Origin of the sequence: Moraxella haemolytica (genome assembly GCF_030177935.1) — a bacterium.
GTDB lineage: Bacteria > Pseudomonadota > Gammaproteobacteria > Pseudomonadales > Moraxellaceae > Moraxella > Moraxella haemolytica.
The window spans coordinates 1,316,325-1,329,305 of record NZ_CP089974.1; the positions used below are offsets into that span (position 1 = coordinate 1,316,325).

Sequence of the window (12,981 nt, forward strand, 5' to 3'; positions counted from 1 at the left end):
CAAACTACCAAACGGATATCATGGTGGCTTTTAAATGAATGGCAGTTCACTAATCTCACCACCCAATAAAACAGCCCTTCAATTAAGGGCTGTTTTATGACTAAGGTTTTGCAGATTTCGTAAGCATACCAAAACCTTGCCATCATCTATCCAAGACACTACGATTGACAGTAACTTTCGTATTGTCTTTTAGATAATGCAAATAGTCAGACCACTGGTCATCACCAATATTATCACGAATTATCATCGCTGCCTGCATACGCTCCACTGCCGAAATCTGTTCTACGGCTTGGTTGCTAACAGGTCCACCAATGATGACACTTGCACCCTGCTCAGTCTGCACTGACCAAATGTCATTTTTACCCGATTTATGAATAAATAAACTGGCTCGTTCTTGGATACTAAGATTGGGGCTTTGGCGAGTAGCGATACCAAAATTTGCCCCAGATGTCATCAGTGACTGAACACCAGAGACTTTAGCCTGCTCCGCCAATTTACTGGCAGCTGCCAATGCCAGTTCGGTCGCTGCTTTTTTGTGAAGCAACTCTTTAATCTGTGGCGTTGCTTCTGGCAATGTTAAAGGTCTAGCCTCTTGGTGATTGGTTGATTGCACCCAGACAGTCTTGGTATCACCCAAAGTGATATTTGCACTCACTGCTTGATCTTGAATATTAAAATCATCAAATGCGGTATCAATCACCACAGGCTGTGATAATTCGGTGGTATTATTATTTTTTGGATAAGATTTAATAGATTTGGCAGGCAATGAAACTGTAGCAGCGATATCACTGATGCCCATGGCATCATTTGCCATGTTGTTAATCTTGGTGATCAACTCATGATAAGCTGCTTCACGCTTTTGCTTTAGTGCCATCTGCACAAGCTCATCACGCACACCATCAACTGTGATACTGCCCGCTTTAACCACCTTAAAAATCTGGTAACCAAAACTCGTCTGTACAGGTTGACTCACCCCACCGACTTTTAGCCCCACTAAAGCAGCATTAACCTTGCCAGCGTCATTACCAAATACCGAAGGGTTGTATTTACCGATATAGCCACCTGACTCACCACTTGGATCATCAGAATATTGCTTAGCAAGCACCTCAAATGACTCACCCTTATCAAGTTTTGCCCTAATCTCGTTAGCTTTAGCTTTGGCATCTGAACCTGATAGTAGAATTTGTGATAGTTCACGACCATCACTCAAGCCATTTTTTTGTAGATAATTTGCAAATTGAGACACAATCTCCTCTTCGGTCGGTGCATCAACTTTTAACTCATCCATCGTCAGCTCAATATAGGCCAAATCCACCGATTCTGGGCGTATCAAAGACTCTTTATGTTCATTAAAGTATGCTTCGATTTGAGATTGAGAAACGCTTACTTGGTCGGCATAATCCTGCCAAGCAAAACGATGCACCCAAACCTCACGAGCCTCAAGTTGCAAATCAAGCAGGCGACCCACTTGAGAAGTAGGATAAATCGCCGTACCTAATATGCTTGCGGTTAGTTGTCTTATGCTAAGCTGTGTGCGAAATCTAGCGAACAACTCATCTTTAGTCAATCCGCTATAATCTAAAAATTGAGCGAATAACTCATTAGAAAATCTACCATCTTGCCAAAAGCTCTCATCTTGGGCTATCATCTGGCTGATGACCTCATCGGACACCGACATACCAAGCACTTGTGTTTGGTTTTGGAGTAACACACGATTAATGAGATCATCTAGCACCTCATCTGCCATTGCACGCTCGTTAATCATGCTTGCGTCATTGTTTTGTAAAAGCTGTTGGCGGTAGTTATTTAGCTCAGATTGATACACGCTCACATCAATAGTGCTATCGCCTGCCTTTACCAACTCATTTGTCCCAATGTGTGTCCCGCCATTCATGCCCTGCACGCCTAGAAACACCATTGGTAGCATGATTAGACCCATCGTGATGCGACCAGGCCAGCCGTGTAGAAAATCACGCAATTTATCCATAAAATTTCACTTACCGATTAAATTTTGATTAAAAAACTAGAACCTTACTATAATACGCTAAATCACAAAAATACTCAAAATGTTTTGCAAAATTTTGCCAAATATTCACAATACTCACCAATACCTGCACAAAAAACACCCTTTGCTGAACAAAGGGTGTTTTGATTGGCCAAGCCAATCGTCTAGCTAAGCAAGGTAAATTAGTTCACTGCGTCTTTTAGACCCTTGCCTGCTTTAAATCCTGGTACTTTGCTGGCAGCAATTTGTAATGTTTCACCAGTTTTTGGGTTGCGTCCAGTGCGAGCGGCACGCTCTTTCACACTAAAAGTACCAAAACCAACCAACACCACATCATCACCACGCTCAAGAGCACCTTGTACGCTTGCAGTAAAAGCATTTAGTGCTTTAGTGGCTTGATCTTTAGTTAGACCTGCTTCACTTGCGATCGCATCTATCAATTCTGACTTATTCATATCAAGTTCCTCATGTGTTGAGTTAATAAAAATGATTCAATCACAGCGCCTAAAAATACTTCAAGCCTGTTAATTGTCATGCTCTTAGTATAGGGCGATTGTTGATGTGTGCATTGTATGACTATCAACAAGCATTTACAAGTAGATAAATGCAAAATTTCTCAAAATTTTACAAAATTGTGAGAAATTTTGCAAAAAATCACTCAAAATACCCACAAGTTATAGTCAATATACGCACATTTCGTTGTTTGTTAGCACAAACATTACTTACCATTTATAACAATACTTGGCTCAATATGCAAGATAATTTACATAATTTTATGTAACACGGTCAAAATTTTACCCAAAACAACCTTAAATTCAACACAAGCCCACAAGATTGTGCGTTTTTTAGTATTGATTTTGTGTTTTTAATGATTTTAGGATACAATCACATCAATTAGGTCCATAGACGAAGTGCATCAATCACACCAATCATCAATAGGGTTAAATCGCATTCGTCAGCACCACAATCTTAATTTTTAAATTAACTTAGGATAGATTTATGGCAGAAATCAATCATTCGCAACGCAGCACCCCCAGTCAACAAAAAAATACAGGTACTATCTCACATGGCTTACTTAATGTTTTACTTGTATTTTTAGAATCCGCCATCACACTCATGCTAAGACTAAACCCAAAATTACGCCAACTCACATATCCACTAGCACAAGAAGAAGTGTTGGTATCAATACGCACCTACCTTCCCCATGTGCAGATATACGCTTCTTTTAGCCATCATGGTGTACTATTGGACAGCGAACTGCCCGCCCATAAAGAATCGGCGAACATTACTGTTAATGCCTACAGCTTTCAGCTTGCCCATATTCTGACCAATCACAGCATTCACACTGTAGATAAGCTACAAATTCGTGGCGATGCCATTCAAGTGGCTCAATTCAAAGAATTTTTAGTACAACTTGGTATCGGTGGCGTCATTGATCATTTGCTTCGGAAAACCAAAAAGGCAGAAAAGCCAGCGCCTGAGCAAAAAGCTGAAAAACTAGATGAATTAAAAAACAAAATCACCGAACAATCCCAAAAAATCAATGAGCTAACTACCCAAAATGCCAGACTCAGCACTCAACTGGGCGAAGCCAAAACCAAACAAAAAAGTACCTTTACAGGCTTTATTGTCGCAAGTTTAATTGCCATAGTCGCCCTAATTTCTCACTTTTTTGTATGATTTTATGCCATCGTTTCATTCATCATCCATGAGTTATGTTGCGTTGCGTTTGTCATCGGGCAAGTTTCAATATTTTAAATAGAATTGGAGCAATGTTTTATCATCTATCATCATTCGCTTCAATTCTATTTTGATTGATTTTTTAAATCGTAGGATTTAAAAATAACAACAACAAAGTTTATAAAATAATCTTGACCTATTTACTCGGAATTATTATAATAAGCAAAAATTTTATAACTGATGTTCATTTTGCGAACTAGGCATTCTTAGGTATTTTTATGCGCTTAACCACACGCGGCAGATATGCAGTTACCGCCCTACTTGATTTGGCAGTACAAGAAAATCGCCATCAAGGTGCCATTTCTTTGTCCGACATCGCAAAACGCCAATCCATCTCAATTTCTTATCTCGAGCAACTATTTTCAAAGCTACGCAAAAAAGGCTTAGTAAATAGCACTCGTGGTGCATCAGGCGGTTACCACCTTGCCAAACCCTTGAATGAAATTGATGTCATGAGTATCATCACCGCAGTCGATGAAAGCGTGAATGCCATGCAATGTGGGGGTAAAGGTGATTGTCAAGATGGTGCCATGTGCTTAACACATGATTTGTGGCACAACCTATCTGCCCATATCGAAGCTTATTTGAGCCAAGTAACTCTTGCTGATTTACTACACTCAAAAAATACGCAAAATATCGCCGATCGTCAAGAACACAAACGCCAAGAACATAAAGTTCAAAGCATTAAAAGTGACAAAAAAGACCAACAAATTAATACCATTAACTTACTTGGGGTAAAACCAGTATGAGCCAAAATTCCTTAATTTATTTAGATTACGCTGCCACCACACCAATTGCACAAGAAGTGGCTGACAAGATGGTCAAATACATGACCTTTGATGGCATATTTGGCAACCCTGCCAGTCGCTCGCACGGCTTTGGTTGGCAGGCTGAAGAAGCAGTTGAAAACGCTCGCCTACAGATTGCCGAAACTGTAGGTGCAGACCCTCGTGAAATCGTTTTTACCAGCGGTGCGACCGAGTCAGACAACCTAGCTTTAAAAGGCGTGGCACACTTCTACCACACTCAGGGTAAACACATCATTACCAGTCAAATTGAGCATAAAGCCATTTTGGACACTTGTCGCCAGCTAGAACAAGAAGGTTTTGAAATCACCTACCTAACTCCACAAGAAAGCACAGGCATCATCACGCCCGAACAAGTCGCTGATGCCATCCGTGAAGACACCATCTTGGTAAGCCTTATGGCAGTAAATAACGAGCTTGGCACCGTTACTGATATCGCAGCCATTGGTGGAATCACTCGTGAAAAAGGCATACTTTTCCATGTTGATGGTGCACAAGCAGTCGGTAAAATTAAAATCAATCTGGCTGAATTAAAAGTAGATTTGATGAGTTTTAGCGGTCATAAGATTTATGGACCAAAAGGCATTGGTGCCTTGTATGTCGGTCGTAAGCCTCGTGTGCGTATTAAAGCCGAACAGCACGGCGGCGGTCATGAGCGTGGCATGCGTTCTGGCACACTGGCAACTCATCAAATTGTCGGCATGGGTGAAGCATTTGCCTTGTCTGCCAAGCGATTTGATGAAGATCTTGCACACATCACACGCCTAAGAGATAAGTTGTGGAATGGCTTACAAGGCATTGAAGAGACTTATTTAAATGGTAGCTTTGAGCATGGCATTCCAAACATTTTAAATGTTAGCTTCAACTTTATCGAAGGCGAATCTTTGATGATGAGCCTAAAAGATTTGGCAGTATCATCAGGTTCTGCTTGTACCTCTGCCACACTTGAGCCATCTTATGTCCTTCGTGCCATCGGTCGCCCTGATGAATTAGCACACTCAAGCATTCGCTTTAGTTTTGGTCGCTATACTACCGATGAAGACATCGACCGTGTACTGGCTCAAATCACTGATGCAGTAAACAAACTGCGTGAACTATCGCCACTATGGGATATGTTTAAAGAAGGCGTGGATTTTAGCAAGGTAGAGTGGCAAGAACATTGATTTAACTTGTTAAATTCTGTGGGTCATTAGCCCACAAGCAACAAATATTGGTTATATTGATAATGATATGTTCATTTGCTAATGTTGTATTGGCAAATGAACACTATCTATCTTAGTACAAAAGCCCATGTTAATGTATTAAGCACTATATAAAAATGATTTAACCAAACCGATTTTATATTGATCAGCATGGCAACATCTATCCAACCGCTGATTAGCTAAAGATAAAGACCAACTTTTTTTATTTAAGCCAAGCAAATTATTTGCTAGCAACAAAGAGAGAAAACTATGGCATATTCAGACAAAGTCATTGACCATTACGAAAACCCTCGCAATGTAGGCAATCTTGACAAAAACGCCAAAAATGTTGGCACAGGTATGGTGGGTGCACCTGCGTGTGGTGATGTGATGCGTCTACAAATCCAAGTAGGCGATGATGGTATCATTACCGATGCCAAATTCAAAACCTATGGTTGTGGTTCTGCGATTGCATCAAGCTCGCTTGTTACCGAATGGCTAAAAGGTAAAAACCTAACTGAAGCCGCCGCCATCAAAAATAAAGACATTGCTGAAGAATTGGCATTACCACCTGTAAAAGTACACTGCTCTGTATTGGCAGAAGACGCCATCAAGGCAGCGATTGAAGATTATCAATCAAAATCCAACGCCTAATACATCACTATAATCATTGTGATACAACAAGCACACAGGAGAAGTTATGATTACACTAACCGAACGAGCGACCAAGCATGTCAAAGATTTTTTAGAAAATCGTGGAAGTGGTCAAGGTATTCGTGTGGGTGTACGAACGGCCGGTTGCTCGGGTCTTGCCTATGTGCTTGAGTTTGTTGATGAGCCAAACGATACTGACCAACGATTTGATAATGATGGCGTGAGCATCTTTGTGGATCAAAAAAGTTTGGTGTATTTAAATGGCTTGCAGATGGACTATGTGACCGAAGGTCTAAATTCTGGTTTTAAATTCATCAACCCTAACCAAACAGGTGAATGCGGTTGTGGTGAATCTTTCACGGTGTGATCATGGATACCAATAACTTTTTTGTTTTATTTGGGTTGCCAATTAGCTTTGATATTGATAAGAACAACCTAAAACAAGGGCTGCTATCTCTACAAAAGCAATATCACCCTGACCAAACAGGTCAAGACACAAAGCTGGCTTCCTTAATCAATCACGCCTATGACACCTTGTATCATGATGATAAGCGAGCTGCACATCTACTTAGCCTTTCAGGTATAGAGTGTAATCTAAACGCCTCCATTAACGATTGGGAGTTTTTAGATGAGATGATGGAATTTCGCATGGCACTAGACGATCTACAAAGCAGTAGTGAAATCCAAAATCTACTTGACACAATCAATAATCAAAAGGTGCAATACAATACACAGTTTAGTCAATGCTATCAAGCACACGATTGGCAAAATGCACAAAATACCGTACAAAAAATTCAATTCTTAGAAAAATTAGCGACTGATGTGCAACATAAACTCACCCAAAGTCTAAATACACATACCGATGATGGTGATTTGTATGTATAATACGCTTGTCCACATCATACTAAAGTTACAATCGGTGCGACAACAACTATTTTATTGTGGTGCTTGATCATCGGATACAAATTGGTCATCTAAAAGTCAGCCACCTTGTTTATTTATGCCTATTTTTGGGCAAATTAGCCAGCTTTTAAGAGATATCATGTCTTTATTGCAAATCAGCGAACCCAACCAATCCAAAAACCCCCATCAACACCGTTATGCACTGGGAATTGATCTAGGCACAACCCATTCGTTGATTGGTGTGGTGCGTTCTGGCAAAGCCGATGTGTTGCGTTTTGGCGATACGCCACTTTTACCATCAGTCGTGTACTATGGCGACAAATCTCCACGCCCTGTGGTTGGACTGACCGCCTTAACTTATGATGACGATAAAAATACCATCATCTCCGCCAAACGGTTCATGGGTCGTAGCAAGGCAGATATTAAGTTTTCCCACCCTTACACACTGTCTGGCAATAAACACACCATGCCTGCTTTTGTTACCGCACAAGGTGAAAAGTCTCCTGTGGAAACATCAGCACACATCTTATCACACCTAAAACGCCATGCTGAAGCCACATTGCCACCTGACAGCATTGCAGGGGCAGTCATTACCGTGCCAGCATATTTTGATGATGCTCAGCGTGCCGCCACTAAAGATGCTGCAACCGCTGCAGGCTTGACCGTGCTTCGCCTATTGAACGAACCTACCGCTGCTGCCATCGCTTATGGTTTGGATAAGAGTACATCAGAGGGCATCTACTTAGTATATGACTTAGGCGGTGGTACTTTTGATGTATCCATTTTAAGATTGTCTGATGGTGTGTTTGAAGTCTTGGCGACAGGTGGTAATAGTGCTTTAGGCGGTGATGATATAGACCGACTGATTGCCAACTATTTTATCAAAACAGCCAATCTTGACCCTGCTCAAATCAGCAGTCAAGAAAAAGCTCGCCTTGCCAGATTGGCTAAAACTTATAAGCAAGCCTTGAGTAATAATCATGCCACCATGGTGGATATTGAGATCGCAGGCACACCATTTCAGAGTATGTTAAATAACAACACTTTGGTTCAAATCATAGAACCTGTTACACGACGCACACTGCAAATTTGCCAACAAGTGTTACAAGATGCCAAGATCCAACCGTCAGAAGTTTGTGAGGTAATACTGGTGGGCGGTTCAACCAGAATGCCAATCATTCAAGATGCCGTCCAAGCATTCTTTCATAAAAAACCCCTATGCACACTAAACCCTGATGAAGTCGTGGCACTGGGTGCAGCTCGTGTCGCTGATCAACTCATCAATAAAAAAGAAGACAATCTACTACTGCTTGATGTCACACCGCTGTCCTTAGGACTTGAAACGATGGGTGGTTTGACCGAAGTTATTATCCCAAGAAATACGCCAATTCCTGTGGCACGCCGTCAGGTATTCACCACACATCAAGACGGTCAGACAGGCATGGTCGTTCATGTTGTACAAGGCGAGCGAGAAACAGTTGCAGACTGTCGCACTTTGGCACGCTTTGAGCTACACGGCATTCCACCCATGAAAGCAGGTCATGCACGCATTGAAGTCAGTTTTCAGATTGACGCCAATGGGCAACTAACCGTCTCTGCCCAAGAGACCACGACAGGGGCACGCAGCCAGATTCAGGTCAGCCCAAGCTATGGACTTAGTGTTGAACAACAAGAACAGCTACTACAAGCAGGATTCTTGTATGCCAACGAAGATAAACGCCTGCGTATGCTAATTGAAGCAAAAGTTGAAGCAGAGCGTGAGCTGATTGCATTGGATTCAGCATTGACTGAGTTTTCTAGCTTGATGACAGATGATGAAAAATCTTGCCTGCTATCTGCCATGCAAGCACTTAAAGACGCCATCAATGGCGATGACAAAAAAGCCATTGATACCGCTAACGCCAACCTAAAACCACTCAGTGATAATCTGGCTGCCATCATCATGGATCAAAACATCAAATCCGCTCTAAAAGGCACAAATACAGCCGATTGGTAATGGGTTAATTTAAACTGGTGTTTAAAAATTTAATACATTTAAAAAATCAACACAAATTGAGAGAATTTATGGTAACCGTAACCGTCCTACCCCATCATGAAATCTGCCCAGAAGGTGCTACTGTTGAACTAAACGAAGGTGAAAACCTATGCGAAGGTCTGCACAAAAATGGCATCAAAATTGAACACGCCTGTGATATGTCAAAAGCATGCACCACTTGTCATGTGGTCGTTCGTCAGGGCTTTGACAGCCTAGAAGAGATGGATGATATTGAAGGCGATTTGCTTGACAGAGCATGGGGGCTTGAACCAAATTCACGCCTGTCTTGTCAGTGTATCATCGCCAATGAGAATCTTACCATTGAAATCCCAAAATACACACTCAATCACGCTAAAGAAAACCATTAAGGCGATACCCGCCCAAACTTGGCAGTCATCAATAAGAACCCAACCAAAATCTGGCTGGGTTTTTTTTATTCATCTTTATCAGTCCAAATAAAACTTAAATGGCAATGGCAAACTGCTTACAGCACCTACATTGCCAAGCCCTATCAAGTCTTTAACAATCAACTCAATCGTCAAAGGCAAAACATAATGCTCTAATTTTTGTACACGCAACCTTAAAGATTCTATCGTATCTGATGGCGACACAAACAGCACCGCCTGCGTTAGCACCTGTCCTGCATCAAGCTCAGTTGTTACCATATGCACGCTACAGCCATGCACAACATCGCCAGACTTTAGCACCCTTTTGTGCGTATCCAAGCCTTTATAATTGGGTAGTAGCGATGGGTGTAGATTAATCATTGGACATGACACGCCATCAATAAATTCCGCTGACAACACTCGCATGAACCCTGCAAGCAACACCAAATCAGGAGACCATTCACCTAGTAGCTCCAAAGCGTGCTTCTCAAAGGTTTTAATGCCCATTTTTTTGCCATTAGCTGTGTGTGATAACACAGCGGTACGAATGTTGGCATTTTTGGCACGAGTAATCGCATAAGCATCTGCCACATTACTAATCACACCAACAATCTCAATCGGCAAACAACCTGCTTGCATGGCATCAATCACAACTTGTAGATTAGAGCCATTACCTGATACCAAGACGGCGATTTTTAAGGTTTTCATCTGTTGTACCCTGTTTTTATACGACCCTATACAGTCTCTTTGAATATTTTTAGCAAATATAAAATAAAACCGCCAAATAATTGACGGTTTTAATTATTAGGCATACACCACCGCATCACGCTCACGAGAGACAATATCACCAATAACCCAAGCATCTTCTCCTTGAGCTTGTAGAAATTTTAATGCTTCATTCGCTTTCTTTTGTGGAACAACCAAAATAAAGCCAACACCGCAGTTAAAGGTACGATACATCTCAAGCATATCAATATTACCGCCCTTTTGTAGCCATGCAAATACTGCTGGTAACTGCCAGCTATTCGTATCTATTCTAGCCGACAAACTCTCTGGCAAAACACGGGGTAGGTTCTCTGTCAGGCCACCACCTGTGATATGTGCCATGGCGTGAATATTGGTGTTGCCTAATGACTTTTGCAAAGCATTCACTGACTTGACATAAATACGAGTCGGCTCCATCAAGGCACTTGCTAACGACACATCGCCAACCCGCTCATTTTCAACATCAACGCCCGTTACCTCAATGACTTTACGCACAAGAGAATAACCATTAGAATGTACACCACTAGATGCTAAAGCAATCAGCACATCGCCTGACTGCACATACTCACCTGTAATGACCTCAGACTCCTCAACCACACCCACACAAAAACCCGCCAAGTCATAATCTTCATCTTGATACATACCAGGCATCTCGGCAGTCTCACCGCCAATTAGGGCACAATTTGACAACTTACAGCCATCGCCAATGCCCTTAATGACCGCTTCTGCTGTATCAACATTTAGCTTGCCTGTGGCATAATAATCCAAGAAAAACAATGGCTCTGCACCGCACACCAGTAGGTCATTGACACACATCGCCACCAAATCTTGACCAATAGTATTATGACGATTTAGGTCAAGTGCTAACTTTAATTTTGTGCCTACACCGTCCGTCCCTGACACCAAAAGTGGTGATTTGTAACCCTGTGGAATACGGCACAACGCACCAAAACCACCCAAACCACCAACAACCTCAGAGCGTGAAGTCGCTTTAGCTACAGATTTGATGCGTTGTACCAACATCTCGCCTGCATCAATATCTACGCCTGCATCTTTATAGCTAAGTGAAATTTGTTCGGTCATGTCTCTTTCCTTTGAAGTTGAGAAGTTGTTAAATATACCCCATTATACCAAAAATTTCCACCAAAAACCTTGCAAAAAACACCACCCCTAAAAAATATAAACTTTTTCAAAATAATTTCAAAAACCGTATGTATTTATCTATTATTTTTGTTTATCATATATCCACTGTTAAATAAACCAAAATATTCTTATGATGCACCGTACCATCGATCCATTTTTTCGCCGCTTATTCATTACAGCTGCTCTATGCCTACTTCTTTATGCTTTATATTTGATGAGAATTGTCATTGCACCATTTTTGGCAGCATTTATCTTGGCGTATTTTTTAAACCCTTTAGTCAATATCTTCAATCGGTTTTTGCCCAGAATCCCATCCATCATGGCAGTGTACTTATCCATTATTGTCTTACTCACTGCTTTAATGATTTGGCTTGCTCCTTTGTTATGGGCACAGCTTCAGTTGATATGGGAGTCTCTACCCGCTTCATTGAAATGGTATAATGAAGTTGTTAGACCTTGGTTGGGTCAATTTACTTCCAATAAGCTCTTAAAAATAGACCTTGAGGTAATCTCTAGTGAACTAAGTAACTTTGTTCAAACAAATTATCAATTCTCTGATGCACAAGTAGTCATTAAACGAGTATTAAGCTCAGGCATGAATGTCGCCAACAATCTAGGACTCATCATCATGATTCCGATTTTGACTTTTTACTTTTTAGCCAATTGGCACGAGCGACTACAAACTTGGCAAACCGCCATTCCCCGTGATTATGAACACAAAATCACCGCCATCGTCAAAGACTGTGATGAAGCACTCATGAATTTTGCCAAAGGACAATTTAGCGTCATGATTCTACTTGGGGCAATTTATGCCATACAGCTTGAGCTGATTGGTCTAGAGCTAGGACTTATCATTGGTATTGGTGCAGGTATTGCCAGTTTTGTACCCTATTTAGGCTTTGGTGTTGGTATTATTGCTACACTGATTGCAGGATTTTTTCAGTTTGGTCTTGACTGGAAATACCTATTATTGATTGTTGGTGCTTTTGGCATTGGACAAATTTTGGAAGGTTATGTCTTACAACCACTGTTACTGGGGAATAAAATCGGATTATCGGCACTGTGGGTGATTTTCTCAGTGCTGGCAGGAGCATCTCTCTTTGGCTTTATCGGTATGCTCATTGCCCTGCCTGTATCCGCACTTATCAATGTATTATTCCGCCATGCTTATGCTGCATACCTACAAAGCAACTGGTATTTAGGATATAAGCAATCTAAACTATGGTAAAACAACAATTACCATAGTTTAAAATAAAAAGTAGTAAATCCGCTTGGCATTTTTTCTAAAAATGTGCTATATATAGACACATCAAAAAGCTGTTCGATAGCAAACAGCCACATAGGGTATAAACAATAACAACGC

Annotated in this window: 13 protein-coding genes; 9 read left to right on the forward strand and 4 right to left on the reverse strand. The window is 41.2% G+C overall.

What is annotated here, in order from left to right; translation table 11 throughout:
• Positions 1 to 142: 142 nt before the first annotated feature.
• Positions 143 to 1,987 (reverse strand): peptidylprolyl isomerase, encoded by a 1,845-nt coding sequence (locus tag LU276_RS06190; RefSeq protein WP_284673001.1) that lies wholly within the window; start codon positions 1,985 to 1,987, stop codon positions 143 to 145.
• 200 nt (positions 1,988 to 2,187) lie between these two features.
• Positions 2,188 to 2,460 carry an HU family DNA-binding protein gene (locus LU276_RS06195; protein ID WP_284673002.1) on the reverse strand — a complete coding sequence of 91 codons (273 nt, stop codon included), beginning with the start codon at positions 2,458 to 2,460 and terminating at the stop codon, positions 2,188 to 2,190.
• A 544-nt stretch (positions 2,461 to 3,004) separates the two neighbouring features.
• Here LU276_RS06195 and LU276_RS06200 point away from each other — a divergent pair.
• The 8 genes from LU276_RS06200 (at position 3,005) to fdx (ending at position 9,692) form a co-directional block, all read left to right on the forward strand.
• Positions 3,005 to 3,685 (forward strand): hypothetical protein, encoded by a 681-nt coding sequence (locus LU276_RS06200; protein ID WP_284673003.1) that lies wholly within the window; start codon positions 3,005 to 3,007, stop codon positions 3,683 to 3,685.
• A gap of 278 nt (positions 3,686 to 3,963) precedes the next feature.
• A complete protein-coding gene (locus LU276_RS06205) occupies positions 3,964 to 4,494 on the forward strand; it encodes an Rrf2 family transcriptional regulator (RefSeq protein ID WP_284673004.1) in 531 nt (176 codons plus the stop codon).
• Positions 4,491 to 5,714 (forward strand): IscS subfamily cysteine desulfurase, encoded by a 1,224-nt coding sequence (locus tag LU276_RS06210; RefSeq protein WP_284673005.1) that lies wholly within the window; start codon positions 4,491 to 4,493, stop codon positions 5,712 to 5,714. The genes LU276_RS06205 and LU276_RS06210 overlap by 4 nt, the downstream gene beginning before the upstream one ends.
• A 288-nt stretch (positions 5,715 to 6,002) precedes the next feature.
• Complete coding sequence (gene iscU / locus LU276_RS06215; RefSeq protein WP_284673006.1) at positions 6,003 to 6,386, forward strand: Fe-S cluster assembly scaffold IscU; 384 nt, start codon at positions 6,003 to 6,005, stop codon at positions 6,384 to 6,386.
• A 46-nt stretch (positions 6,387 to 6,432) separates the two neighbouring features.
• Positions 6,433 to 6,753: an iron-sulfur cluster assembly protein IscA gene (iscA, locus tag LU276_RS06220; protein ID WP_284673007.1), complete on the forward strand. Its 321-nt coding sequence runs from the start codon at positions 6,433 to 6,435 to the stop codon at positions 6,751 to 6,753.
• A gap of 2 nt (positions 6,754 to 6,755) precedes the next feature.
• A complete protein-coding gene (gene hscB, locus LU276_RS06225) occupies positions 6,756 to 7,271 on the forward strand; it encodes a Fe-S protein assembly co-chaperone HscB (RefSeq protein WP_284673008.1) in 516 nt (171 codons plus the stop codon).
• 157 nt (positions 7,272 to 7,428) lie between these two features.
• Complete coding sequence (gene hscA, locus LU276_RS06230) at positions 7,429 to 9,285, forward strand: Fe-S protein assembly chaperone HscA (protein ID WP_284673009.1); 1,857 nt, start codon at positions 7,429 to 7,431, stop codon at positions 9,283 to 9,285.
• 68 nt (positions 9,286 to 9,353) lie between these two features.
• Positions 9,354 to 9,692, forward strand: coding sequence for an ISC system 2Fe-2S type ferredoxin (gene fdx, locus LU276_RS06235; protein WP_284673010.1), 339 nt, complete (start codon positions 9,354 to 9,356; stop codon positions 9,690 to 9,692).
• Between the two features lie 78 nt (positions 9,693 to 9,770).
• On the opposite strand, the gene purN is transcribed toward fdx, so the two are convergent.
• Together purN and purM are read right to left on the reverse strand one after the other, a co-directional pair.
• Positions 9,771 to 10,418 (reverse strand): phosphoribosylglycinamide formyltransferase, encoded by a 648-nt coding sequence (gene purN / locus LU276_RS06240; protein ID WP_284673011.1) that lies wholly within the window; start codon positions 10,416 to 10,418, stop codon positions 9,771 to 9,773.
• A 96-nt stretch (positions 10,419 to 10,514) separates the two neighbouring features.
• Positions 10,515 to 11,558, reverse strand: coding sequence for a phosphoribosylformylglycinamidine cyclo-ligase (gene purM / locus LU276_RS06245; RefSeq protein WP_284673012.1), 1,044 nt, complete (start codon positions 11,556 to 11,558; stop codon positions 10,515 to 10,517).
• A 190-nt stretch (positions 11,559 to 11,748) separates the two neighbouring features.
• Between purM and LU276_RS06250 the strand changes: the two genes are divergently transcribed.
• Complete coding sequence (locus LU276_RS06250; RefSeq protein WP_284673013.1) at positions 11,749 to 12,846, forward strand: AI-2E family transporter; 1,098 nt, start codon at positions 11,749 to 11,751, stop codon at positions 12,844 to 12,846.
• The last annotated feature ends 135 nt before the right edge of the window (positions 12,847 to 12,981 follow it).